21 protein-coding genes and 1 pseudogene are annotated in these 24,189 nt (G+C 72.3%); 16 read left to right on the forward strand and 6 right to left on the reverse strand.

What is annotated here, in order from left to right:
* Positions 1–7: 7 nt before the first annotated feature.
* From BLQ34_RS16950 to BLQ34_RS16960, 3 genes are read right to left on the reverse strand one after another with little or no spacing between them, the layout of a single operon-like run.
* Positions 8–421, reverse strand: a complete 414-nt coding sequence (locus BLQ34_RS16950) for a hypothetical protein (protein WP_091788202.1) — start codon at positions 419–421, stop codon at positions 8–10.
* 7 nt (positions 422–428) lie between these two features.
* Positions 429–1,241 (reverse strand): LytR/AlgR family response regulator transcription factor, encoded by an 813-nt coding sequence (locus tag BLQ34_RS16955; protein ID WP_091788205.1) that lies wholly within the window; start codon positions 1,239–1,241, stop codon positions 429–431.
* A 10-nt stretch (positions 1,242–1,251) separates the two neighbouring features.
* Positions 1,252–2,451: a histidine kinase gene (locus BLQ34_RS16960; RefSeq protein ID WP_091788208.1), complete on the reverse strand. Its 1,200-nt coding sequence runs from the start codon at positions 2,449–2,451 to the stop codon at positions 1,252–1,254.
* Between the two features lie 24 nt (positions 2,452–2,475).
* Between BLQ34_RS16960 and BLQ34_RS16965 the strand changes: the two genes are divergently transcribed.
* The 8 genes from BLQ34_RS16965 to BLQ34_RS19540 all read left to right on the forward strand — a co-directional run bounded on the left by BLQ34_RS16965 (position 2,476) and on the right by BLQ34_RS19540 (position 8,783).
* Entirely contained in the window at positions 2,476–3,318 is an 843-nt protein-coding gene (locus BLQ34_RS16965; RefSeq protein WP_091788211.1) for a Fic family protein, read from the forward strand.
* Between the two features lie 874 nt (positions 3,319–4,192).
* Positions 4,193–4,876, forward strand: coding sequence for a hypothetical protein (locus tag BLQ34_RS16970; protein WP_157693118.1), 684 nt, complete (start codon positions 4,193–4,195; stop codon positions 4,874–4,876).
* The gene (locus tag BLQ34_RS16975) at positions 4,873–6,015 is read left to right on the forward strand and encodes a TadA family conjugal transfer-associated ATPase (protein ID WP_231961333.1); all 1,143 of its coding nucleotides are present in this window, start codon (positions 4,873–4,875) and stop codon (positions 6,013–6,015) included. The genes BLQ34_RS16970 and BLQ34_RS16975 overlap by 4 nt, the downstream gene beginning before the upstream one ends.
* Positions 6,012–6,722, forward strand: coding sequence for a type II secretion system F family protein (locus BLQ34_RS16980; protein WP_091788217.1), 711 nt, complete (start codon positions 6,012–6,014; stop codon positions 6,720–6,722). Before BLQ34_RS16975 ends, BLQ34_RS16980 begins: the two co-directional genes overlap by 4 nt.
* A gap of 122 nt (positions 6,723–6,844) precedes the next feature.
* Complete coding sequence (locus tag BLQ34_RS16985) at positions 6,845–7,363, forward strand: type II secretion system F family protein (RefSeq protein ID WP_157693119.1); 519 nt, start codon at positions 6,845–6,847, stop codon at positions 7,361–7,363.
* 346 nt (positions 7,364–7,709) lie between these two features.
* The gene (locus BLQ34_RS16990; RefSeq protein WP_269457305.1) at positions 7,710–7,904 is read left to right on the forward strand and encodes a DUF4244 domain-containing protein; all 195 of its coding nucleotides are present in this window, start codon (positions 7,710–7,712) and stop codon (positions 7,902–7,904) included.
* 14 nt (positions 7,905–7,918) lie between these two features.
* Positions 7,919–8,266, forward strand: a complete 348-nt coding sequence (locus BLQ34_RS18940) for a TadE family type IV pilus minor pilin (protein WP_157693120.1) — start codon at positions 7,919–7,921, stop codon at positions 8,264–8,266.
* Complete coding sequence (locus BLQ34_RS19540) at positions 8,256–8,783, forward strand: Rv3654c family TadE-like protein (RefSeq protein WP_157693121.1); 528 nt, start codon at positions 8,256–8,258, stop codon at positions 8,781–8,783. The genes BLQ34_RS18940 and BLQ34_RS19540 overlap by 11 nt, the downstream gene beginning before the upstream one ends.
* Here BLQ34_RS19540 and BLQ34_RS17000 read toward each other — a convergent pair.
* Together BLQ34_RS17000 and BLQ34_RS17005 are read right to left on the reverse strand one after the other, a co-directional pair.
* The gene (locus BLQ34_RS17000) at positions 8,752–9,735 is read right to left on the reverse strand and encodes a hypothetical protein (protein ID WP_091788229.1); all 984 of its coding nucleotides are present in this window, start codon (positions 9,733–9,735) and stop codon (positions 8,752–8,754) included. The genes BLQ34_RS19540 and BLQ34_RS17000 overlap by 32 nt on opposite strands.
* A gap of 83 nt (positions 9,736–9,818) precedes the next feature.
* Positions 9,819–12,290 carry a DEAD/DEAH box helicase gene (locus BLQ34_RS17005; protein WP_091788232.1) on the reverse strand — a complete coding sequence of 824 codons (2,472 nt, stop codon included), beginning with the start codon at positions 12,288–12,290 and terminating at the stop codon, positions 9,819–9,821.
* Positions 12,291–12,418: 128 nt separating this feature from the next.
* Here BLQ34_RS17005 and BLQ34_RS17010 point away from each other — a divergent pair, with 128 nt between their 5' ends.
* The 8 genes and pseudogenes from BLQ34_RS17010 to BLQ34_RS17045 all read left to right on the forward strand — a co-directional run bounded on the left by BLQ34_RS17010 (position 12,419) and on the right by BLQ34_RS17045 (position 23,039).
* Positions 12,419–12,727: an anti-sigma factor antagonist gene (locus BLQ34_RS17010; RefSeq protein ID WP_456238425.1), complete on the forward strand. Its 309-nt coding sequence runs from the start codon at positions 12,419–12,421 to the stop codon at positions 12,725–12,727.
* A gap of 284 nt (positions 12,728–13,011) precedes the next feature.
* A complete protein-coding gene (locus tag BLQ34_RS17015) occupies positions 13,012–15,471 on the forward strand; it encodes a sodium-translocating pyrophosphatase (protein WP_091788235.1) in 2,460 nt (819 codons plus the stop codon).
* A 226-nt stretch (positions 15,472–15,697) separates the two neighbouring features.
* Positions 15,698–16,039 (forward strand): annotated as a pseudogene (locus tag BLQ34_RS19545) (N-acetyltransferase family protein); the annotation flags it as partial.
* Between the two features lie 74 nt (positions 16,040–16,113).
* Positions 16,114–16,830 (forward strand): AIM24 family protein, encoded by a 717-nt coding sequence (locus tag BLQ34_RS17025; protein ID WP_091788238.1) that lies wholly within the window; start codon positions 16,114–16,116, stop codon positions 16,828–16,830.
* Positions 16,827–18,326, forward strand: a complete 1,500-nt coding sequence (locus BLQ34_RS17030; protein WP_091788241.1) for a DUF7059 domain-containing protein — start codon at positions 16,827–16,829, stop codon at positions 18,324–18,326. The genes BLQ34_RS17025 and BLQ34_RS17030 overlap by 4 nt, the downstream gene beginning before the upstream one ends.
* Positions 18,327–18,556: 230 nt before the next feature.
* A complete protein-coding gene (locus BLQ34_RS18945; RefSeq protein WP_157693122.1) occupies positions 18,557–19,267 on the forward strand; it encodes a TetR/AcrR family transcriptional regulator in 711 nt (236 codons plus the stop codon).
* A complete protein-coding gene (locus tag BLQ34_RS17040; RefSeq protein ID WP_091788244.1) occupies positions 19,267–21,003 on the forward strand; it encodes an ABC transporter ATP-binding protein in 1,737 nt (578 codons plus the stop codon). Before BLQ34_RS18945 ends, BLQ34_RS17040 begins: the two co-directional genes overlap by 1 nt.
* Entirely contained in the window at positions 21,000–23,039 is a 2,040-nt protein-coding gene (locus BLQ34_RS17045) for an ABC transporter ATP-binding protein (protein ID WP_091788247.1), read from the forward strand. Before BLQ34_RS17040 ends, BLQ34_RS17045 begins: the two co-directional genes overlap by 4 nt.
* Positions 23,040–23,095: 56 nt before the next feature.
* On the opposite strand, the gene BLQ34_RS17050 is transcribed toward BLQ34_RS17045, so the two are convergent.
* A complete protein-coding gene (locus BLQ34_RS17050) occupies positions 23,096–24,124 on the reverse strand; it encodes an NHL repeat-containing protein (protein ID WP_091788249.1) in 1,029 nt (342 codons plus the stop codon).
* Positions 24,125–24,189: the final 65 nt, after the last annotated feature.

Below are 24,189 nucleotides of genomic sequence, written 5' to 3' on the forward strand. Positions count from 1 at the left end.
GGAGTGGTCATCGTCGGCGCACCACCGACGAGAACTCGGCCTCGATCCGTTCGGAGGCCCGGACGTAGAACCGGGCCACGATGAGGGCCACCGGGTAGACGACGACCGCCAGCACGATCCAGGGGAGGGGGAAGCGTCCGACCTCCATGGTGCGGGTCGCGGGCACCAGCAGGAAGAGCAGCGGGAGGCCGCCGAGGCCGACCGCCCCGAAGGCCAGCACCCGCAACGCGAGACGCAGCTGGGCCGACATCAGCCCGGACATGTAGACCTCGCCCAACGTGCTCTGCTCGTCGATGTCCCGGGTCAGGGGGCGCAGGTCGCGCCGGGTGGGGGCGTCGCGCCGGGTGCTCGTGACCCGGACCCGCGCCGGTGGGGACGATGGCGGGCTCGGCTCGCCCGGCGGGTCGGTCGCGGACGTCACGCGCAGCTCACGACGAGCTGCGGAGGGTCGCGCGCAGGAGGCGGTCGCGCAGCTCTCGGGTGTGCCGCCGGCTCACCTGGAGCTCGGCGCCGTCGAGCACCACGCTGCAGCGCCCGTGCTCCATGCGGACTTCCCTGACGTGCGGCAGGGAGACCAGGGTGCTGCGGTGGATGCGCACGAATCCCGCTGCGGCCCAACGCTCTTCGAGGGTGCTCAGCGGGATGCGGACGAGGTGGCTGCCGGTCGCGGTGTGCAGCCGCGCGTAGTCACCCTGGGCCTGCGCGTAGCGCACCTGGCTGCGGGTGATGAACCGCGTGACACCCGCGAGCTCGACCGGGATCGTCTCGTCCTCGGGCTCGGCAGACGGCTGCGCCGCGCCGCCCGGCTCCACGGCCGCCACCACCCGGCGCACCGCCTCGGCCAGCCGGTCCTTGCGCACCGGCTTCATGACGTAGTCGGTGGCGTCGACCGCGAAGGCGTCGACCGCGTGCTGGTCGTGCGCGGTGACGAAGACCACCTGCGGGCGCTCCACGAAGCGGGCGATGACCCGCGCGAGCTCCATGCCGTCGAGGCCGGGCATCGAGATGTCGGAGAAGACGACGTCGATGTCGCCCGAGTCCAGCGACCGCAGTGCGTCGGCCCCACTCGACGCGGTCACGACCTCGCCGATCCGGTCGTCCTGGCGCAACAGCCAGCTGAGCTCCTCGAGGGCGGGGGCCTCGTCGTCGACGACCAGGGCGCGCAGCGCTGCACCCGCGGAGCCGACGGTGGCGTCCTGCGGGCGGCGGGTCTCCGGGTCGCTGGAGGGGGCGCCAGCCATGGGGGAGAGACTACGTCGTCGCGTGGACCCCCGGGGCGTACTTCGGCACCCGGAAAGTCACCTTCGTCCCGGCCCCCGGAGCGGTCTCGACCACCAGCCCGAAGTCGTCGCCATAGACCTGTCGGAGCCGCGCGTCGACGTTGCCGAGGCCGACGTTGTCACCGGAGTGGCCGTCGAGCACCGTGCGGATGGACTGCGGGTCCGAGCCCACGCCGTCGTCCTCGACGGTGATGACGGCCTCCGCGCCCTCGTCACTGGCGGTGATGCTCACGTGCCCGCCCCGCTCCTGGGTCGCGAGCCCGTGCCGGACCGCGTTCTCCACCAGCGGCTGGATCGCGAGGTAGGGGACCGTGACCGGCAGCACCTCGGGCGCGATCAGCAGCGAGATCCGCAGCCGCTCGCCGAACCGCGCCTGCTCGAGCACCAGGTAGCGCTCGACGTTGCGGAGCTCCTCGGCCAGCGTCGTGAAGGCACCACCCCGACGCAATGCGTAGCGGGTGAAGTCGGCGAACTCGAGCAGCAGCTCCCGGGCCCGGTCCGGGTCGGTGCGCACGAACGACGCGATCGCGGCAAGCGAGTTGTAGATGAAGTGCGGGCTGATCTGGGCGCGCAGCGCGCGCAGCTCCGCCTCCATGGTGCGGGTGCGCTGGTGGCCGAGGTCGGCCAGCTCGGCCTGCGTGGCCATCCACCCCGCCACCTCCTCCGTCGCCCGGGCGAGCCCCGCCGAGGCGTTGGGACCGTATGCCGCCAGCGCCGCCACCACGCGGTCGCCGGTGACCACCGGGGCGATCACGGCGCTGCGCGCCGGACAGTCAGGGTCGGGGCACTGCACCTGGCCGGCGCGCAGGACGATGGTGCGGCCGGTGCGCAGCACCTCTTCGGCGTGGCCGGGTGCGTCGGTCGCGTGGTGGTCGGCCGCGCCGTCCCAGGCGACCAGGCCGCCGGCATCGCAGATCGCCACCGCCGCCGAGCCGAGCAGCTCACGCAGGTGCCTGGCCGCCCGGGTGGTCCCCTCCGGGGTCAGCCCGTCCTGCAGGTGTCGGGCCGCCAGGGAGGCGGTGTGCAGCGTGGCGTGGGTGGCCTGGTCGACCTCGGACACGAAGCCGCGCGACGCGCTGCGGCCGTGGCGCACCAGCCGGACCAGGGCGTAGAGCAGTCCGAGCGCACCGGCGACGAAGATCGCCGTGGGGAGGTGGAAGCTGCCCGACACACGGCGAACTCTAGGCTGCTCTGCGTGGTCGACGTCATCGCTTCGCTGAGCGCCCTCGCCGAGCTGCCGGGAGTGCCCGAGCGGATCGCCGCCGCCCGCGACGCGTGCGAGCAGCTCCGGTGGCACGAGGCACTGCGCCGCCGCATCCCGGAGGCCTCGGCCGAGTCCCGGGTCCGGGGGGCCCAGGCCAGCGCTGCTCTCGAAGGCGCGACGGTGCCGCTCGACCTGGTCCGCGACGTGATGCGCGGCGCCGCGCAGTGGCCGCTCACACCCGACCCGGTCGAGCTCGTGGCGCGCGGAGCCGTCACGGCCACCGCCGAGAGCGAGCACGTGCGGTCGCTCGTCACCCGTGCACCGTTGCAGGCGCTCGCCCGACTGCACGTCGCGGCAGCCGCTGACCTCCTGCCGGCCGAGCAGGTGGGCCGCCCCCGCCTGGAGGGGGAGACGAGTGCGGAGTTCCGCGACCTGGGACCGGCTCCGGCAGCCGGTGAGCTGCGCGAGCGGCTGGACCTGCTGGTCGCCGCCATGACCGCGGGGGCAGCGGTCCCTGCGCTCGTGGTGGCCGCCGTCGCCCACGCCGAGATCGCCACCGCGCGGCCGTTCGTGCGCGCGAACGGCGTCGTCGCCCGCGCCGTGGAGCGGGCCCTCCTGCAGGCCACCGGGCTCGACCCGACCGGCGTGGTCGTGTCCGAAGCCGGGCACGCCACCCAAGGTGGACCGGCCTACCTCGGTGCGCTCGCGGCATACGGACTGGGCACCCCTGAGGGGCTGGGGCTGTGGATCGGGCACTGCGCCGACGCCGTCGTGGCGGGCGCGGCGCAGGGCGCGCAGATCTGTGACGCCGTCCGCGCCGGGCGGCTGACCTGACCGTTCGGCGACTCGTCACCGCCGGACACGCACGACCCCCACTCCCGCACCAATGTCAAGGGTTACGTTTGCCGCCGGGCGGGAGTACACAGGGGGGCAAGTCGACGTACGCGAGTCCGACGGCCACCGTGACCCCATCGGGCACCCACGCGCGGGCAGTCCACTGGTGGACAGATCGTGACGGGCTTGACCCGGTGCGACAACTACAGAATGCAGGCCTGGTAACCCGTGGCGGATCACGGCCGATGGCACCCCGCGACGCGGGGTGCCATCCCCCTGTCCGGCCCAGATCGGGCCCGAGTCAGGTCCCGCTGCCGCCTGCGGCCAGCCGCGCTGGTGCCTGCGCCCAGCCGCGCTGGCGCCGGTTTGTCCGCAATGAAGGTCCGCATTCGCGGAAAGTCCGGTTCCCGCCGCAGAAACACGCCACGAACGAGTTGCGGTTGAACGATAAATGGTCCACCATGAAGTCGTCCGCTCCCCCTTGTGGGTAGAGCGGATCGGCGCACCGGCTCCTCCCCCCGGAGCATGGCGCGTCGACGGCCCCGGTTGTCCCCCCGACCGGGGCCGTCCCCTTTCCCCGGCGCTATCCCATGCAAAAGGCGAGTTAGCGCCGCTCCGGGGTAGTCAGCTCGGCCCGGCTCCGGCGCTATCCCATGCAAAAGGCGAGTTAGCGCCGCCCCGGGGTGGTCGGCCCGGCCCGGCTCCGGCGCTATCCCATGCAAAAGGCGAGTTAGCGCCGCTCGGCGCCGATGGCGGCCGATACCGACCCCGTTCTCGTATGGCGCGTCCACAGGGCCGCGCGGAGACGTGCCCCATCCACGGGCCGGCTGGCGCGGGCTGTCATCGGGCCTCCAGCTCGCCAAGGCTGGCAGGCATGGACCATCGGGTGCTGGGAGTCGTGGGCGCGTCGGGCGGGCTGGGGGTGTCGACCCTGGCGGTCGCCCTGGCCGTGCGCGCGACGCCCCTGGTCGGCGCCACGGTCGCGGTCGACGGCTCACCGGAGGGCGGCGCATTGGACGTCACCGCGTGCGTGGAGCACGTCCCTGGCCTGCGCTGGCCCGATCTGGCCGCGGCCGAGGGGCGGATCGACGGCGCTGCGCTGTTGCACGAGCTCCCCGCTGATGGACCGGCCAGAGTGCTCGCGGGGCGGGGTCGGCAGCCACCGGACGCGGTGGTCGAGGCAGCCTTGGCCGGGTTGGCCGCCGTCTGTGGCCTCGTCGTCGTCGACCTGGGCGGCTCGCTGGCCCGGGCCGCCGCCTGCACCGACGTCCTGCTCGTCGTCGGCTGCACGGCTCGCCAGCTGGCCGACGGTGCAGGGGTGGCCGAGCGCCTGCACGAGCTGCCGCTGCCGGCTGCGTTGGTGCTGCGCCTTCGCCGCGGCGACGCGGTCACGCCCGAGGAGGTCGCGGCGCACCTCGACCTGCCGCTGGCCGACACCCTGAGGGACGATCCGCGGGCTCGTGTCGATGCCGAGCGGGCCCGGCCGCCCGGCACCCGCGACAGCGGTCCGCTCGCGGGTCTGGTCGACTTGGTCCTGGCTGGACCGAGGCCATCGTGACGAGTGTCGAGGAGCAGGTGGCCGAGCGGATCCGGCGTGGGGAGCCGCCGGATCCCGAGGCAGTGCGCGAGGTCGCCGACGCCGACGCCGCGCGCCTCGGCGCGACCGGAGTCGAGTCGGCGCGGTCCCGGCTGGCGGCGCGGGTGCTGGGTCTTGGTCCTTTGGAGGCATTGGTGGCCGACCCGAGCGTCACCGACGTCCTCGTGAACGGTGACGGTTCGGTCTGGCTGGATCGTGGCGAGGGGGCGTTGTGCGAGGCGTCCGTGGCCCTCGACCCGGTCGAGGCCCGGCGGCTCGCGGTACGCCTCGCGGCGCTCGCTGGCCGAAGACTCGACGAGAGCCAGGCCTGGGTCGACGGGCTCCTCCCCGGAGGGGTGCGCCTCCACGCGATCCTGCCGCCCCTGGTGGACGGGGGAGCGCACGTCTCCCTCCGCGTGCCCCGCGCCGCGCGGTCGGGGCTCGCCGCGCTGGGAGCCGGTGGCATGTTCGGGACACGGGTGGAGGAGGTGCTGCGGGGGCTCGTCCGGCACCGTCGCTCCTTCGTCGTGACGGGTGGGACCGGATCGGGGAAAACCACCCTGCTGGCAGCGATGCTGTCCGAGGTCGCGCCCGGCGAGCGGATCGTGGTCGTCGAGGACGTCCGTGAGCTGGCCGTCGACCACCCCCACGTCGTGCGGCTGCAGGGTCGGGGCGCGAACGTCGAGGGGCGCGGGGCCGTCGGCCTGGTCGACCTAGTCCGGCAGGCGCTGCGGATGCGGCCCGACCGTCTCGTCGTCGGTGAGGTCCGTGGGGCAGAGGTCAGAGAGATGCTCTCCGCCCTCAACACCGGTCACGAGGGAGGGTGCGGCACGCTGCACGCCAACTCACCCGGCGACGTGCCCCGACGGTTCGACGCGCTGGGTGCCTTGGCGGGACTGCCTCGCGATGCCGTCCAGACCCAGCTCGCCAGCGCGCTCGAGGTCGTGGTGCACCTGGCCCGCGACGACGGAGTGCGACGGGTCGTCTCCTTGTCGGTGCTGCGGTGGACCGGCTCCGAGACCGCCTGCGACCTGGCCCTCGACCTCCGGGAGCCGGTTCAGGCCGGGCGCACGTGCAACGCCTGGCCCGCCCTGGCTGCGCTGGCAGGGGTGGAGCCATGACCGGCGCGCCCGGTCCCTCGATGGTCCTGCTGGCCACGGTGCTGGCGCCCGTCGTCGCGAGCGCCTGCCTGTGGCCGGGCAGCGTCGCGCTGCTGGCTGCCGTGCCTCGGTCGGCAACCGCTGGCCCATCACCCCGGGGCCGGTGGCGCAGCGCGCGACGGGTGGCCGCGGTCGAGCAAGACCTCATCGAGCTGCTGGGCGTCCTCGCCGGGCCGTTGCGTTCGGGGGTGCCGCCATCCGTCGCGGTGGCTGCGGCTTCAGCCACTGCGGCCGGAGACACGCCCCTCGGTTCTCTCCTGCGCGACCTGTCGTCGGCCGCCTCCCGAGGCACCCCGCTGGCAGACGTGTGGCAGGCGCAGGCGGCGACAGACGGCAGCGCCGGCCTGTCGTTCGTGGCGCGAGCGTGGGCTCTCAGCGAGCAGACGGGCGCGCCCCTTGCCGACGCACTGGCCTGCGCCGAGCAGGTGCTGCTGGCGAGGACGCGGGCTCGAGAGCGCCTCGCGTCCACCACCGCGGGCCCCAAGGCGTCGATGGCCGTGCTGTGCCTGCTCCCCGCCGCCGGACCGGTCGTCGGCCTGGTCATGGGGATCGATCCGATGTCCCTCTACTTCTCCTCGGCGATGGGCACCACCTGTCTCGTCCTCGGCGTCGCCCTCGGTGTGGGCGCGTGGGCGTGGAGCCGCCGGATCCTGCGAGCAGTGGCGTGACGGTCGCGGTGAGCTGCCTCCTGGTGGCGGTGACGGTCCTGCTCTGGCCAGCTCCCCACCGCCGCCGACCGGTGCGCTTGCCGACCAGGCTGGGCGACGGTCAGCCTCTGCAAGCGTCGCCGGTGCGCGCCCGGTGGATGGCGGTCGCCACTAGACCCAGGATCGGCCGACGTCCTTGCCTCGGAGCCGAGGACGAGGGCGTCGCCGACGCGCTCGTCCTGATCGCACTTGGCCTCCGTGCGGGCCTCCCGCTGGTCGATGCCCTGCGCCACGTCCGGGCAGGGGATGTCGATGCGGACGGGACCGGGTCCGTCGGGGGCGAGCTCGCGGCCGTGGTGGCTGCGCTGGAGTGGGGTCTGTCCACGCGGGAGGCGTGGTCGTTTGCCGGCCCGGGGTGGCGGGCCGCCGCAGTCGCGACGCAGCTGTCGGAGCAGACCGGGGCGGCTGCTGCCGACCTCCTGGAGCAGGCGTCGGTCCGGGTGCGGGAGCAGCGTGAGCGGGCGAGCGAGCGAGCCGCCGCCCGAGCCGGGGTGCTGCTGGTGTTGCCACTCGGCCTCGGCTTCCTTCCGGCTTTCGCGTGCACGGCCGTGGTGCCGGTCGTCGCGACCCTGGCCGCGGGAGTCCTGGGCGCAGCGCCCTGAGCGGGACGTCCCGGGCGAGGCCGTCTGAGGCGGTCGACGTCGCCCGTCGGCATGGTCCTCGTACCAACGAGCAACCCGCCGACGACCCGCAGCCAGGACTGCCGGGCCCAGAACCAGGTGGAGGGCCGGTTCGTCACGCTGGGGTTCCCGTTCCCCGTGCCGGCCGGCAGCCGCCTGACGCCGCGAACAGCGCCGTGGCGGTGCCGTGAGCCGCCAGCCCGTCCACAGCAACGGCCCTGCCGCGTCCTGATCCACAGGGACGCGGGCCGGCCGTGGCCACGTGGCGCCAGCTCCGGTGGACTGGGTGAAATCGGGCTGCGGCCTTCACCCAACCAAGGAGCACAGCGTGAAATGCACACTGGTCACACGTTTTTCGACGATCCGCCGGCGATCCGAGGCCGGCATGACGACCGCGGAGTATGCCGTGGGCACACTGGCCGCCTGCGCGTTCGCCGCCGTCCTGCTCGCCATCGTGAGGTCGGGGACGGTGCGCTCGGCGTTGGCGTCCGTCATCGCGACGGCGCTGGGGTCGGTCAGCTGACCGGAGAGGGCGGGATGGTGACGGTGGAGCTCGCCGTCGCCATCCCGACCCTGGTCCTGGTGGTGTTCGTCGCGCTCTCCTCGCTGACCACAGCGACGGACCAGGTGCGGTGCGTGGATGCGGCCCGGGCGACGGCCCGGGCGCTGGCCCGAGGGGATGACCAAGGGGCTGCGGTGGCCGCGGGTCGGGCGCTGTCACCGTCGGGAGCGTCGTTCACGGTGTCCGGTGGCGGGTCCGGTGCGCAGGTCACCGTCGTGGTGCGCGGGCAACCAGCCGCAGGGCTGCGGTGGCTGGGGTCCCGGGCGGCGCCGGCCGGCCGAGCGGTCGCGGTCATGGAGGAGGTGGCCAGTGGTGACCCCTAGCTGCGAGCGGTGCAGGTCCGGGGGCAGGTGTGGTCGAGAGCGCGACTGCGGTTCGGCGTCGGTCCTGGCGGTCGCCGCGGTCGGCCTGCTGCTCGTGGTTCTGGTCGGCGGGCTCGCGCTCGCCAGTGCTGTGGTGGCGACCCACCGGGCCCGCGCGGCTGCGGACCTGGCTGCGCTCGCCGCCGCCCAGGCTGTTCAGCAGGGCCTCGACCCGGCCGCGTCCTGCCACGCCGGTGCCACGGTCGCGGCCCGCAACGGCACCCGTCCGGCCGGTTGCGTGGTCGCTCCGGACGGTTCGGTGAGCTACCGCGTCACCACCGGCGCGAGCCTGGTGTTCCCGGGCACCGGGGGAGGCAGCACGACGGCGACGGCCCGAGCCGGGCCGTCGCCGCGACGTGGTCCTGCGTTGCCGACCGACACTCCGAGTCACTGCCCCTCGAGGAGTTCGAGAAGGTGTGCGAGAAGGTGCGTAGGTCGGCTCCTGGTCAGGCCCGCTCGGAGGGGTCCCGCCCCATGATCTTGTCCGCCACCGTCCGGTGCGGCTGGTCAGGCTCGTCCGCCGGGGTGCCCTCGGCGTGGTCGTCATCAACGCTCACGTCCGACCGGTCGTCGGACGTGAAGCTGCGGGTGGTGTCATCGTCCGCTGCCCCAGCTCCGGCGCCGTTCGCGGTGTCGTCGCCGTGCGTGCCGGTGCCGCTCGTGGTGCCGGAGCCGGTCTGCCGGTCGTCGTCGCCAGCGGCGATGCTGTCGCCGGTGTGCTCTCCGGAGTACGCCGCAGCGGGTGCTGCAGCCTCGTCGGCTTCGCTCCGGTCGAGGCTCTGGGCCTCGCTCGAGGTGGCGCTCGGGTCCGCGCCCTGGTCTGCCGTGTCACGGTGGGCGTCGTCCTCACCGGCGAAGCGCGAGGCGGCTACTGCACCGACCCCCGCCCCGGCACCCGCCCCGACGGCGGCCGCGGTGCCGCCGTCGGTCGCGGTGCCGCCGGCGGTCGACTGACGCGACGCGTACTCCCGCTCGACCCGTTCGCGCTCGAACCTCCGGGCCTGCTCCTCGGCCTCCTGCTGGCGGGTGGCGAACTCCGTCTCCCGCTCGCGGTCCCGTTCGGCCAGGCGCGCCTGGAACTCCTCGTCGCGCACCCGGTCGCGGTCGGCGAGGGCGATCTGGTGGGCTTCGTCGGCCCGGCTGCGCTCATCGGCGCGGATGCTCTCCTCGAGCTGGGCCTGGCGCTCGGCCTCCTTGGCCTCCCGAGCGGGCCGGCGACGGCGCTTGGCGCTCCCGCGGATCATCGCCAGACCGAGCCAGAGCAGCAGCATCGCGACGGCTCCGGTGATGAGCAGGGCCAGTGGTGTCATCCCCCAGCTGTAACCCGCGAACTCGAGGTCGACGGGCGTGGTCAAGGAGTCCGTGGTGAGGAACAGGATGACGCCTGCCGCCAGGGCGAGCAGGACGAGGATGAGGCCGAACACGATCACGGGAGATACCTCCGACGCTGAGGGGTGCGCGGTGCACCGTCCGCTTCGACCCTAGCCGCTGGCCTGCAGGTTTGCCCCTTTCGTCACCCTCCAGTTCGGGTGGCCGCAGTCCGCTCAACTGCCTGCGCGTCAGGCGCTGACGTTGCCTGCGCGTCAGGCGCTGACGCTGCCTGGCCGGTAGGCGGCGACCCTGCCTGCGCAGGAGGCCGCGCGGCTCCATCCGGAGCGCACTCGAGCACGGCCCGCAGCAGCCGGATCGCGCCCGCCTTGTCCAGCGGTTCGTTGCCGTTGCCGCACTTGGGGGACTGCACGCAGGCCGGGCAGCCGCTCTCGCAGCGACACGACCCGACCGTCTCGAGCGTCGACCGCAACCACTCCTCGAACGATCCGAACGCGCGCTCGGCGAAGCCGGCCCCGCCCGGGTGCCCGTCGTAGACCATGATCGTCGGCAGCCCGGTGTCGGGGTGCAGTGCTGTCGACACGCCCCCGATGTCCCAGCGGTCGCAGGTCGCGACCAGCGGGAGCATGCCGATCCCGGCGTGCTCGGCTGCGTGGGCGGACCCCGGGATGTCGACCTCGGCCACCCCGGCCGCGGCCAGCCACTGCGGCGGCATGGTCCACCAGACCGCCCGGGTGTTGAGGGTCCGCTGTGGCAGGTCGAGCGGGTGCGTGCCGATCACCTCGCCGCTCGGCAGTCGGCGCAGGAACGACGTCACCTGGGTGTGCACATGCACCGTCCCGAACGACACCTGTACCGGTCCCCAGTCCATCGTCCGGTCCGCGCCCACGATGTCGAAGGCGCTCACCGACTGCGCGAAGGTGCTCCACCCCGGGTCGCCCCGCACGGCGGTCGCCGTCCCGTGCTCGAGATCGAGCTCGGTCACCACGTAGGTGTCGCCCTGGTGCACGTGCACCGCCCCCGTGTGCACCTGGGTGTGCGCCGACGCCTCGTCGATGGTGCCCAGCACCCGCCCGGTGCGCTGCTCGACGATGCCGACGACCTCACCCGCCCCACGCAGCGAAACGTGGTCGGAGGCGCGGTCGCTGCGTGCCCAGAACCACCCGGTGGGCCGGCGGCGCAGGATCCCGCGGGCGACCAGGGCATCGACGAGGGGCCGGGCCCGAGTCCCGAAGAGTGCGAGGTCGTCCTCCTTGAGCGGCAGCTCCGCGGCCGCGGCCGCGAGGTGCGGTCCGAGCACGTGCGGGTTGTCAGGGTCCAGCACGGTCGCCTCGACCGGCTGGCCGAAGACCACCTCGGGGTGGTGCACGACGTAGGTGTCCAGCGGGTCGTCGGCGGCGACGAACACCGCCAGCGACCGCGTGCCGGCCCGCCCGGCTCGACCGGCCTGCTGCCACAGGGATGCGCGGGTGCCGGGCCAACCGGCCAGCAGCACGGCGTCCAGCCCGCTCACGTCGACGCCGAGCTCGAGCGCGTTGGTGGCGGCCAGCCCCACGATCGAGCCGGCCCGCAGGGAACGCTCCAGCGCGCGGCGCTCCTCGGGCAGATAACCGCCCCGGTATGCCGCGACGGCAGCCTCCAGCGCTGGCTCCACCTCGGCGAGCGTCCGACGGGCGCTGGTCGCCAGAGCCTCGACACCGGCGCGGGACCTGGCGAAGGCCACGGTCTGCACCCGTCGGGAGACCAGCTCGGCCATCAGGTCGGCGGCCTCCGACGTGGCTGACCTGCGCCCCTCGCCGTCGCCGAGCGGGCCGGGCTCCCACAGGGCGAAGGTCATCGCCTCGCGCGGGGAGCCGTCCTCGGTGACCGGCACGACCGGCATACCGACCAGGCGCTCGGCGTGCAGCGCCGGGTCACGGACGGTGGCGGACGCGAGGACGAAGGTGGGATGCGCGCCATAGCGGGCACAGACCCGTCGCAGCCGGCGCAGCAGTGCGGCGAGGTGCGAGCCGAACACGCCTCGATAGGTGTGGCACTCGTCGATCACGACGTAGCGCAGCCGGCGCAGGAACGGAGCCCAGCGGTCGTGCAGGGGCAGCAACGAGTGGTGCACGAGGTCGGGGTTGGTGAGCACCAGCTGGGCGTGGTCGCGGATCCAGCGGCGTTCCTCGGTCGGGGTGTCGCCGTCGTAGGTCGCCGCGCGCACCCCCGGCACTGCCATCGCCTGCACCCGGGCGAGCTGGTCGGCGGCGAGGGCCTTGGTGGGGGAGAGGTAGAGGGCGGTCGCCCCGCGGCCGGTCGGGGCCTGCGAGCCCTCGACCAGCGCGGTGAGGACGGGCAGGAGGTAGCCGAGGCTCTTGCCCGAGGCGGTGCCGGTGGCCATCACGACGTGCCTGCCGTCGTGCGCCAGGTCGGCGGCGGTCCGCTGGTGCGACCAGAGGGACGTGACTCCGGACCCGGCGCACGCGGCGTAGACGCTGGGGGCCACCCAGGTCGGCCAGTCCGCGACGGACGCCGCCCGCGCCGGCACCTCGTGCACGTGCAGGAGCCGCTCGCCCCGCGACCCGGCGGTCAGGGCGTCCAGCGTCGCCGCGGGGTCGAAGCCGGGTCGTCGGGGGCTCGCCGCGCCGGGTGGGGTGGGGCTGGAGTTGGACATTGCCGCTACCGTAATCCCGAGAGCAGACGGTCCAACCGACTGCTCCTCGTGTGCGTACTTGACCATCGATGTCAGCAAGTGAAAGGGCGGCCGTGGACCTGTCGGTCTCCAGCAGTGAGCAGGGTGCGGTGACGATCGTCCACGTGGCGGGCGAGATCGACGTCTACACCGCCCCCCTGCTGCGCGAAGTCCTGGACAAGCAGGTGGCCGCCGGGCGCACCGACCTCGTGGTCGACCTCGAGAAGGTCACCTTCATGGACTCGACCGGCCTCGGAGTGCTCGTCGGGCGGCTCAAGCTGGTCCGGGGTCAGAACGGCACGCTGCGCATCGTCAGCGCCCAGGAGCGGATCCTCAAGGTCTTCAAGATCACCGGGCTCGACAAGGTGTTCCACATCTACCCGACGGTCGACGAGGCTGCAGCGGCCTCCAACGCCTGACCTGCCACCGCCTGCACCGCCCGCCCGCCGTCCAGCCGCTGCCTGCCCCACCCGGCCGCCGCCCGGCCGCTGCCTGCCCCACCCGGCCGCTGCCTGGCCAGCCCGGCCGCCGCCTGACGTCGCCGAAGCCGCCATCAGGCCCGGCGAAATGTCTGTGACGATGCTCACCCGGCGTCACAAACCCTGTGACGTGCATTACCCTCGCCTGCAACGTCCCCTCTGCGGTGCGCCATCGTGGTGTGCCCGTGGGCGGTCCCGAACGTTTCCCCATCGAGGAGGATGGAATGTCGCGCCTCGCGCCTGCCGCCACAGCTGCTGACCTGCAGCTGGACGGCACCAATCTCACCCTGGTCATCGTGGTTGCCGTCATCGCGGCCGTCGCGCTGGTCATGGGTGTGTTCTTCCGCCAGCAGGTGCTGGCGGCCGACCCGGGCACCGAGAAGATGCAGGAGATCGGCGCTGCGGTCGAAGAGGGCGCACAGGCCTACCTCGCCCGGCAGTTCAAGACGCTCGGCGTCTTCGTCGTGCTGGTCTTCGGCCTCCTCCTGCTGCTCCCTGCCGACACCGCGGGTGTCCGCTGGGGCCGGTCCGGGTTCTTCGTGGTCGGCGCGCTGTTCTCCGCCGCCATCGGCTACCTGGGCATGAGCCTCGCCGTGAAGGCCAACGTCCGCGTGGCGTCCGCCGCCCGCCGTGGCGACCGTGACTCGGGCATGCGGATCGCGTTCCGCACCGGTGGCACGGTCGGGATGGCGACGGTGGGCCTCGGCCTGCTCGGCGCCTCCGTGGTGGTCCTGCTCTACAAGGGCGACGCCCCCAAGGTGCTCGAGGGCTTCGGCTTCGGCGCCGCGCTGCTCGCCATGTTCATGCGTGTCGGCGGCGGCATCTTCACCAAGGCCGCCGACGTCGGCGCCGACCTCGTCGGCAAGGTCGAGGCGGGCATCCCCGAGGACGACCCGCGCAATGCGGCGACGATCGCCGACAACGTGGGCGACAACGTCGGTGACTGCGCCGGCATGGCGGCCGACCTCTTCGAGTCGTATGCCGTGATGCTGGTCGCCGCGCTCATCCTCGGCTCCGCCGCGTTCGGCGAGTACGGCCTGGTCTTCCCGCTGATCGTCCCGGCGATCGGTGCGGTGACCGCCCTGCTCGGTGTCTTCATCACCCGCGTCCGGCCCGGTGAGAACGCGCTCTCCGCGATCAACCGCGGCTTCTACATCTCGGCCGTCATCGCCGCGGTGCTCTCGGCCGTCGCCGCCTACGTCTACCTGCCCGACACGTTCGGCGCGCTCGGCTCCACGAACGAGTCGGTCAGCAGCCTGGCCGGAGATCCGCGCCTGCGCGCCGTGGCCGCCGTCGTCATCGGCATCGTCCTGGCCGCGATCATCCTGTGGCTGACCGGCTACTTCACCGGCACCGACAAGCGCCCGACCAAGGACGTCGCCCGCACCTCGCTCACCGGCGCCGCAACCGTCGTCCTCTCCGGCATCGGTGTCGGCCTCGAGTCCGCGGTCTACACCGCGGTGATCATCGGTGCCGCCGTCTACGCCGCGTTCCTGCTCGGCGGTGGCTCGGTCATCCTGTCGCTGTTCCTCATCGCGCTCGCCGGCTGTGGCCTGCTGACCACGGTGGGCGTCATCGTGGCGATGGACACCTTCGGTCCTGTTTCCGACAACGCCCAGGGCATCGCCGAGATGTCCGGTGACGTCGACGGCGAGGGCGCGCAGATCCTCACCGACCTCGACGCGGTCGGCAACACCACCAAGGCGATCACCAAGGGCATCGCGATCGCGACGGCCGTGCTGGCCGCGACCGCGCTGTTCGGCTCCTACTCCGACGCCTGGCAGAGCAAGTACGAGCCGATCCTGCGCGGCCTGCAGGAGAAGGCTCAGACCGGTGCGCTCACCCAGGACCAGATCGCGGACATCCAGCGCCAGCTCACGCAGTTCGACCTCCAGATCGTCACGCCCAGCGTGCTGGTGGGCCTGCTGCTCGGTGCGGCCGTGGTCTTCCTCTTCTCCGGCCTGGCCATCAACGCGGTGACCCGCGCTGCCGGCGCCATCGTCTTCGAGGTGCGTCGCCAGTTCCGCGAGCACCCGGGGATCATGGACTTCACCGAGAAGCCCGAGTACGGCCGCGTGGTCGACATCTGCACCAAGGACTCGCTGCGTGAGCTCGCGACGCCTGGCCTGCTGGCCGCGCTCACGCCGGTGGCCGTCGGCTTCGGCCTCGGCATCGGCCCGCTCGCCGGCTTCCTCGCCGGCGCGATCGGCACCGGCTGCCTGATGGCGGTGTTCCTCGCCAACTCCGGTGGCGCGTGGGACAACGCGAAGAAGATCGTCGAGGACGGCACCCACGGTGGCAAGGGCAGTGAGGCCCACGCCGCGACCGTGATCGGTGACACCGTCGGTGACCCGTTCAAGGACACCGCCGGCCCGGCCATCAACCCGCTGATCAAGGTGATGAACCTCGTCTCGGTGCTCATCGCCCCGGCCATCGTGACCCTGTCGTTCGGCGACGACCGCAACAACCCGGTCCGCTACGGAATCGCCGCCGCGGCCCTGGTCATCGTCATCGCGGCGGTCGCCGTCTCCAAGGCGCGCGACCTCTCCATCGGTGGCGACGCCGACGGCGAGAGCGTGGCTCGCGTGGACGCGGCCGCGCCCGACTCGGGTGAGGCCGAGACCGCCCCGGGCCAGGCCGTCGACGAGGCTGCCGACGCCGTGGAGGAGCCCGCGAACCGCTAGCTCCACGCGGCATACCCCAGAGCGGGCCGGCTCACCCTCACGGGTGGGCCGGCCCGCTCTGGTGTGTCCGGCCGCCCGAGGCTCCCGGCCAATCACCCGACCCCCCCACCCGCCCAGGGGTATGCCGCGTGGTCGCCACCGCGCGTAGGGTCGCGCCATGGACGATGCGGCTGCGGTGCGGATCGGGCCGACCACGGCGGAGGACATGGCGGACCTGCTGCCGCTGATGCGCGCGTACTGCACGTTCTACGAGAGCGACCCCGGAGACGACGAGCTGCGAGCGATGGCCACCGCGTTCCTCGACCCAGCCTCCGGTGGCACCCAGCTGATCGCCCGCGACGAGTCGGGTGCGGCGCTGGGTCACGCGACGGTGCTCTGGAGCTGGGACACCACCCTCGGGCAGCCGCTCGCGGTGATGGAGGACCTGTTCGTCAGCGAGGCCGCCCGTGGTCGAGGTGTCGGCGCACAGCTCATCGAGGCGTGCCGGCAGCTCGCGGCCGATCGCGGGAGGCGGTGGCTCGTCTGGGAGACCGCGCCCGGCAACACGACCGCGCAGCGCCTCTACGACGGGCTGGGGCGGAGCGCAGCAGCTGGTACGCGTACCGCCTGCCCACGGACCAGTCGACCTCCTAGGCTGGGCCCATGCAGAGTCCGCTCTTTGACCAGGCCAACCTCGAAGTCCAGGCACAGCAGCGGTTCGCGCTGCAGAACCCGCAGATGCTGCGCGTCCACCTCGGCGGCGACGTGCTCGCGGTCAAGGGCGCGATGGTCTCCTACCAGGGTCAGATCCGGTTCGACCACGAGAAGGCCGGCAGCGTCGGGAAGCTGTTCAAGAAGGTCGTCACCGGCGAGGACGTCTCGCTGATGCGGGTCTCGGGGGAGGGCGACGTCTTCTTCGCCTCCGAGGCCGGGTTCGTCTTCCTCATCGACCTCACGGGTGACGCGCTGAGCGTCAACGCCCGCAACCTGCTCGCCTTCGACTCCAGCATCGAGTGGGACATCAAGCGGGTCCAGGGGGCGGGGATGCTCAGCGGCGGCCTGTTCAACACCACGCTCCAAGGCACCGGCACGGTCGCGATCCACACGGTCGGGCAGCCGGTGATCCTCGACTGCAGCCAGCAGCCCACCTACGTCGACGTGCAGGCCTGCGTCGGCTGGTCGGCCAACCTCGTGCCCCAGGTGGTGTCGAGCATGAACGTGCGCTCGATGCTGCGCGGCGGCTCGGGCGAGGCGTTCCAGTACGCGTTCTCCGGCCCCGGATTCGTCATCGTCCAGCCGAGCGAGTGGACGCCGCCCCCGGCCGGCGGCAGCGGTGGCGGCGGAGGTGGCTTCAACCTCGGCGGCCTGCTCGACGGATGAGCGCCCCCACTCCCGCAGCCGACCCCGTGCTCGTCGCCCGCCTCCGTGCCGACCTCGAGTCGGTGGCATACACGGTCGAGGCGGTCGGTGAGCTGCTCGGACCCCTCGCCTCCGCCGCGCTCGACCGCGAGCAGATGATCCCCGCGCAACGTGTCACCGCCGCCGCGGCGGGTCCGCTTGCGACCCTGGTGCGGCTCTTCGGCCTCGGCGACGCCGTCGACATCGACGAGGCGGCGGCAGCGCTGCCCTCGCTCGGGCTCGACGGTGCCGCGGCCCTGCGGCTGGTGCGCCAGCAGGGACCCGGCGTCGTCGCGACCTGCGACCTGCGTCCCTACGGCGAGGAGGGGCGCACCTGGTGGGTGGCCTCCGACCTGCCCGAGCTGGCCACGAGGGCGCCACTGAGCGAGGACCACGTGCTCGGGATCGGGGGCGCCTCGACCACGCTCGCGTCGTGGACTCCGCGGCCGGTCGTGGAGCGCGCCCTCGACGTCGGCACCGGGTGCGGGGTGCAGGCGCTGCACCTCGGCTCGCACGCGCGCCACGTGACGGTCACCGACATCTCGACCAGGGCCCTGGAGTTCGCCCGCTTCAACGCCGCCCTCAACGGCGTCGAGTGGGAGGTCGTCGAGGGATCGATGCTGGATCCCGTTGCGGGACAACGATTCGGACTCATCGTGAGCAACCCGCCCTTCGTCATCACGCCACGCACCCCAGACGTCCCGCTCTTCGAGTACCGCGACGGCGGGCAGGCCGGTGACACCCTCGTGGCCGACCTCGTGCGGTCGATCGGCGACCACCTCGAGGCCGGCGGTGTCGCCCAGTTCCTCGGCAACTGGGAGGTCGTCGGCGACACCGACTGGCGCGAGCGGGTGCGCGGCTGGGTGGCCGGCACCGGGCTCGACGCGTGGATCGTGCAGCGGGACGTGCAGGACCCGGCGGAGTATGCCGAGACGTGGTCGCGCGACGGCGGTCACCACAGCGCGACCACCGAGTTCGCGACGATGTATGCCGCGTGGCTCGACGACTTCGCGTCGCGCGGCGTGAGCGCGATCGGGTTCGGGGTGATCACCCTGCAGCGACCGGTCGGGGACCGCGAGCCGTTCGTCGACCTCACCGAGGCGACCGGTCCGGTGGCGGCGCCGATGGGCTCGCACGTGCTGTCCGGGCTGCGGGCCCGCACCTGGCTGGCCGAGCACGACGACGACGAGCTGCTGGCCGTCGCGTGGCGCTGTGCCGACGACGTCGTGGAGGAGCGCCACGGCCGACCCGGCGACGACGAACCGGCCGTGATCCAGCTCCGTCAGGGGGGCGGGCTCGGGCGCGTGGTGCGGCTCGACACCGTGGGCGCCGCGCTGGTGAGCGTCTGCGACGGGTCGCTGCCGGCCGGCGTCGCGCTGTCCGCGATCGCCGAGCTGCTGGGCGAGGAGGCTGACGCCGTGCGGTCGTCGGCACTCCCGCTGCTGCGGGGGCTCGTCGCCGACGGCCTCCTCGTCTGACCGCCCGACCTCCCGCTGCTGCGGGGGCTCGTCGCCGACGGCCTCCTCGTCTGACCGCCCGACCTCCCGCCCGCCGGTTCGAGGTGAACGCGCCCGGAAGCACCGGCGCGTTCACCTCGAACCCGGCGGACCGAGTGAGTGGGGGGCACGACATCTGTCATGGATGGTGCTGTTTGAGCAGGTGGAAAACCCAGTTGTGAGTGAGTGCTCACTCACTCATACTTCAAGGCATGTCACCTCGCGCCCCCGCGATGGCCCCGGACGACCGCCGGGCCTCGATCATCGCCGCCACCATCCCGCTGCTGCGGGACAAGGGTCGCGGCATCAGCACCCGCGAGATCGCCAAGGCGGCCGGGATCGCCGAGGGCACCATCTTCCGGGTCTTCGAAACCAAGGACGAGATCATCCACGCCTGCGTGCACGAGGCGTTCGACACGGCCGCAGTGCAGGCCGAGCTCGGCGCGATCGACCTCGACCTGCCCCTGCACGACCGGCTCGCCGCCGCCGTCACCGTGATGCAGAAGCACCTGCAGGGGATCTTCGCGCTGATGTCCGTCCTGCAGTCGAGCGGCCAGCCACTGCACCGGCCGATGGACCCCAACGCCCTGCGCCGTCGCCAGGAGGGGACCACCGCCCTCGACAACGCGTTCATCGCCCTCATCGGCGAGGACGTCGACCGCCTGCGCATCCCGGTCCGCAACTTCATCGGCTACCTGCGGATGCTCACGCTCTCCAGCGTCCACCCGATGCTCGACGGCCAGGACTCCACCGCGACCGAGCTCGTCGACGTCGTCCTCGAGGGCGCGCTCGACCGCACCGCCCCGCCGTCCCGCACCACGCAGTCCCGCACCACCACGCAGTCCCGCACCACCACGCAGTCCCGCACCACCACGCAGTCCCGCACCACCACGCAGTCCCGCACCACGAGGGGGAAGAACTAGTGCTCATCCGGATCATCCGCGACTACCTCAGGCCCTACCAGGGACTGGTCGTCGTGCTCGTCGCGCTCCAGCTCGTCGGCACCATGGCGTCGCTCTACCTGCCCAGCCTCAACGGCAAGATCATCGACCTCGGCGTTGCCAAGGGAGACACCGGCTTCATCGTGCGCACCGGCGGCTGGATGCTGGCCGTCTCGCTCGTCCAGATCGTCGCCACCGTCGCGGCGACCTACCTCGGGGCCAAGTCGGCGGCCGGACTCGGCCGCGACCTGCGGGCCGGGATCTTCGCGCGCGTCGGCGACTTCTCGGCGCAGGAGGTGTCGCGGTTCGGCGCCCCGACGCTGATCTCCCGCAACACCAACGACGTCACGCAGGTGCAGACGGTCGTCTTCATGGGCGCCGCGATGATGGTCTCCGCGCCGATCATGATGGTCGGCGGGATCATCATGGCGCTGCGCGAGGACGTCGGGCTGTCCTGGCTGGTGGCCGTCGCCGTGCCGGCGCTCGCCCTGTCCGTCGCCCTGGTGATCCGCAGGATGATCCCGCAGTTCCGGCTCATGCAGGAGTCCGTCGACTGGGTCAACCGGGTGCTGCGTGAGCAGATCACCGGCATCCGCGTGGTCCGCGCCTTCGTCCGGGAGGAGCACGAGGAGGCCCGCTTCGGCGAGGCCAACACCCAGTACACCGGCACCGCGCTCGCGGTCGGCCGGCTGATGGCGATGATCTTCCCGATCGTCATGCTGATCTTCAACGCCTCCACGGTCGCGGTCCTGTGGTTCGGCTCGCACCGGGTCGAGAACGGCCAGATGCAGATCGGCGAGCTGACCGCCTTCATGAGCTACCTCATGCAGATCCTCATGTCGGTGATGATGGCGACCTTCATGTCGATGATGATCCCGCGCGCCACGGTCTCGGCCGGACGCATCACCGAGGTGCTCGACACCGACTCCACGGTCGTCCAGCCGACGGCTCCGGTGGCAATCCCGCGCACCGGCACCACGGTCGAGCTGCGCGACGTCGAGTTCTGCTACCCCGGCGCGGACGTGCCTGTCCTGCAAGGGGTTTCGATGACCGCTGAGCCGGGCCGGACGACGGCCATCATCGGCAGCACCGGCGCCGGCAAGTCGACGCTGCTCTCGCTGATCCCGAGGCTCTACGACGTCACGGGCGGTTCGGTCCGCCTGGGCGGGGTGGACGTCCGCGAGGCGGCGCTCGAGGACGTCTGGTCCCGGATCGGGCTGGTCCCGCAGAAGCCCTACCTCTTCACCGGCACGGTGGCCTCCAACCTGCGCTACGGCGACTCCGCCGCGACCGACGACGAGCTCTGGGACGCGCTGCGGATCGCCCAGGCCGACGACTTCGTGCGCGCCATGCCGCAGGGCCTCGACTCCCCGATCGCCCAGGGCGGCACCAACGTGTCGGGTGGCCAGCGCCAGCGGCTGGCCATCGCGCGGGCACTGGTGGCCAAGCCGGAGGTGTTCCTCTTCGACGACAGCTTCTCCGCCCTCGACCTGTCCACGGACGCGCGGCTCCGGTCCGCACTCCGGCCGGTCACCCGGCATACCGCGGTCATCGTGGTGGCCCAACGGGTCTCGACGATCATCGACGCCGACCACATCGTCGTCCTCGACGACGGCAAGGTGGTCGGGGCCGGCCGTCACGACGAGCTGCTCGAGACGTGTCCGACGTACGTCGAGATCGTCGAGTCCCAGCGATCTGCAGAGGAGGCCGCGGCATGAGCAGCGGTGAAGGTGTGAAGACGGAGGAGGAGAAGGCCGCCGAGGCGCGCCGCGGCCCGGGGGCGAACGCCGCCCAGCGTCGTGGCCCGATGTCGATGGGGATGCCGGCCGAGAAGTCGCAGGACTTCCTGCCGTCGGCCAAGCGACTGCTCGGACTGCTGCGCCCCGAGCGCACCTCCCTGTATGCCGTGCTGGCGCTGGTCGTCGGCAGCGTCTCCCTCAACGCCGTGGGCCCGAAGATCCTGGGCCGCGCGACCGACCTGATCTTCGCGGGGTTCATCGGCAAGCAGCTGCCGGAGACCGCCACGCGCGAGCAGGTCGTGCAGGGGCTGCGAGCGCAGGGTCAGGACAAGCAGGCCGACCTGCTCGCCAAGCTCGACCACCTGCGGCCGGGCTTCGGCATCGACTTCGGCGCCGTCGGCCGGGTGCTGCTCCTGGTGCTCGCGCTCTACGCGCTGGCCAGCGTGCTGTCGTGGGCGATGGGCTGGATCCTCACCGGCGCCGTGAACCGCACCATCTTCAACCTGCGTCGCGACGTCGAGGACAAGCTCAACCGGTTGCCGCTGCCCTACTTCGACGGACAGCCACGCGGTGAGCTGCTGAGCCGGGTCACCAACGACATCGACAACGTCGCGCAGAGCATGCAGCAGACGCTGAGCCAGATGCTGACTTCGCTGCTCACGGTGGTCGCGATGGTGGCGATGATGCTCTACATCTCGCCGCTGCTGGCGCTGATCGCGCTGGTCACGATCCCGATCTCGATGTTCGTCACGGCGGCCATCGGCAAGCGTTCGCAGAAGCACTTCGTGCAGCAGTGGAAGAGCACCGGTGAGCTCAACAGCATCGTCGAGGAGACGTTCACCGGCCACCAGCTGGTCAAGGTCTTCGGTCGTGAGGACGAGGTCCGCGCCTCCTTCAAGGCCAAGAACGACGACCTCTTCGACGCTGGCTTCGGCGCGCAGTTCATCAGCGGCATCATCATGCCGACGATGATGTTCATCGGGAACCTCAACTACGTCGTCATAGCGGTGGTCGGCGGTCTGCGGGTCGCGAGCGGCACGATGAGCCTCGGTGACGTGCAGGCGTTCATCCAGTACTCGCGCCAGTTCACCCAGCCGCTGACCCAGGTCGCGTCGATGGCGAACCTCCTGCAGTCCGGAGTCGCCTCTGCCGAAAGGGTTTTCGAGGTACTCGACGCCCCTGAGCAGCGAGCCGACGCAACCGCGCCCACCACCCTCGACGACCCCCACGGCCAGGTGCGGTTCGAGGACGTGTCGTTCTCCTACGACCCCGAGAAGCCGCTGATCCAGCACCTCGACCTCTGCGTCGAGCCGGGCCAGACCGTCGCGATCGTCGGGCCGACCGGCGCCGGCAAGACCACCCTGGTCAACCTGATCATGCGGTTCTACGAGCTCGACGCCGGCCGGATCACCCTCGACGGTGTCGACATCACCCAGCTGACCCGGCACAACCTGCGCAGCGAGATCGGCATGGTCCTGCAGGACACCTGGCTGTTCGGCGGCACGATCCGCGACAACATCGCGTACGGCCGTCCGGGTGCGAGCGAGGAGGAGGTCGTCGCTGCGGCGAGGGCCACCTACGTCGACCGGTTCGTGCACTCGTTGCCGGACGGCTACGACACGGTGCTCGACGCCGAGGGCGGCAACATCAGCGCGGGTGAGAAGCAGCTGATCACGATCGCGCGGGCCTTCCTGTCCGACCCGGCCCTGCTGATCCTCGACGAGGCGACCAGCTCGGTCGACACCCGCACCGAGCTGCTCGTGCAGCAGGCGATGTCAGCCCTGCGGCACGACCGCACCAGCTTCGTCATCGCGCACCGGCTCTCGACGATCCGCGACGCCGACGTCATCCTCGTGATGCGCGACGGCCAGATCGTCGAGCAGGGTTCGCACGAGGAGCTGCTCGCCAGTGGTGGTGCCTACGCCGAGCTGTACGCGGCGCAGTTCAGCGGTGCGGCGATCGACGTCGACACCGGGGAGGCCCCGGCCCCCGACCTGGCCGGCGCCAAGGTCTAGCCGAGTCGTGTGCCTGAGAGTGAGCCATGGCCCGCTCTCAGGCACACGACTCGTGGTCAGCGGGTGGGCAGCGGGGTGATCCAGTAGGGGGCGGTGTCGGGGGAGGCGACGCCGAACCGGGCGTTGACCGCCCACAAGGTGCGGCCTACGAGGGTTGCGGTCGACGGGACGTCGAGCCGCGGGTCGGACAGCGCACCCCGCCATGTGGCGGTCCACGTGCCGTGCCGCCGTGCAAGGGTCAGGACCGACACCTCGGCCTGGCCACTGCCACGCACGTTGTAGAGGGTGCGGCCGTCGAGCTCGAGGCCGTCGCCGCCGATGATGCCCGGCCCGCCGGAGACCGGGACCTGCGTGACGATGCCACTGTCCGGGTCGACCCGCCACAACCCGCCCACGCGGCTGTTGTTGAGGATGGCCGAGCCGTCCTTGAGCTGACGGATCCCGTTGGCGTTGTTGGCGACCCCGTCGCCGGCCGGCCAGTCACCCGTGAGCGGGAGGAAGACAGGAGCCGTTCCGGTGGGGGTGCCGTGCCGGCCGAGACCCAACACGGTCAGCCGGTCGACGCGGGAGTCGGTCGCCCAGACGGCGTCGCGCGTGACCACGAGGTCGTTGAGGAACCGGGCACCGGGCACGACGGTGTCCTGGCGGACCGTGCCGCGCCGGGCGTCGACGGCCCAGATGTGCGCTTCCGCGGCGACGTTGCCGACGGCCCAGACGAGGTTGCTGCGCGAGTCCCAGTAGAGGCCGCGCAGCTGCCGCCCGGCGGCTCCGGGCAGGAGGGTGGCCGACGACCCGGTGCGCAGGTCGCCGGTGACGATGCGCCCGTCGGCCAGTGAGCCGACGAAGTAGCGGGAGCCGGGTCCGGAGGTGATGCCCTCGGGCCGCAGCCCGTCCGGCAGGGCGACCTCCTGCGCGCGGTGACCGGCGTGGTGGCCGTGCTGATGTCGGTGGTGGTCACCGTGAGCGACAGCGGGGGAGGTGGTCGCCAGGAGCAGGCCGGTCGAGAGCCCGAGGACAGCGGTGACCGCTCCGGCGAGGGAGCGACGAGAGAGACGACGCAGTGCGGTACGTGTCGGTTTGTCCATCCCCCATCATGCGCCCCTCATGTCCGGGAAAGCCATGGTTGCAGCCCCGGGTGCCGATTCACGGC

This window comes from Pedococcus dokdonensis (assembly GCF_900104525.1).
In the GTDB taxonomy this organism is placed as follows: Bacteria; Actinomycetota; Actinomycetes; order Actinomycetales; family Dermatophilaceae; genus Pedococcus; species Pedococcus dokdonensis.

Coding starts and splice junctions, on each gene's coding strand:
- BLQ34_RS16955 (WP_091788205.1), bottom strand. CDS start 1,241: ATGGCTGGCGCCCCCTCCAGCGACCCGGAGACCCGCCGCCCGCAGGAC.
- BLQ34_RS16970 (WP_157693118.1), top strand. CDS start 4,193: ATGGACCATCGGGTGCTGGGAGTCGTGGGCGCGTCGGGCGGGCTGGGG.
- BLQ34_RS16980 (WP_091788217.1), top strand. CDS start 6,012: ATGACCGGCGCGCCCGGTCCCTCGATGGTCCTGCTGGCCACGGTGCTG.
- BLQ34_RS18940 (WP_157693120.1), top strand. CDS start 7,919: ATGGTGACGGTGGAGCTCGCCGTCGCCATCCCGACCCTGGTCCTGGTG.
- BLQ34_RS17005 (WP_091788232.1), bottom strand. CDS start 12,290: ATGTCCAACTCCAGCCCCACCCCACCCGGCGCGGCGAGCCCCCGACGA.
- BLQ34_RS17015 (WP_091788235.1), top strand. CDS start 13,012: ATGTCGCGCCTCGCGCCTGCCGCCACAGCTGCTGACCTGCAGCTGGAC.
- BLQ34_RS17025 (WP_091788238.1), top strand. CDS start 16,114: ATGCAGAGTCCGCTCTTTGACCAGGCCAACCTCGAAGTCCAGGCACAG.
- BLQ34_RS17030 (WP_091788241.1), top strand. CDS start 16,827: ATGAGCGCCCCCACTCCCGCAGCCGACCCCGTGCTCGTCGCCCGCCTC.
- BLQ34_RS18945 (WP_157693122.1), top strand. CDS start 18,557: ATGTCACCTCGCGCCCCCGCGATGGCCCCGGACGACCGCCGGGCCTCG.
- BLQ34_RS17045 (WP_091788247.1), top strand. CDS start 21,000: ATGAGCAGCGGTGAAGGTGTGAAGACGGAGGAGGAGAAGGCCGCCGAG.
- BLQ34_RS17050 (WP_091788249.1), bottom strand. CDS start 24,124: ATGGACAAACCGACACGTACCGCACTGCGTCGTCTCTCTCGTCGCTCC.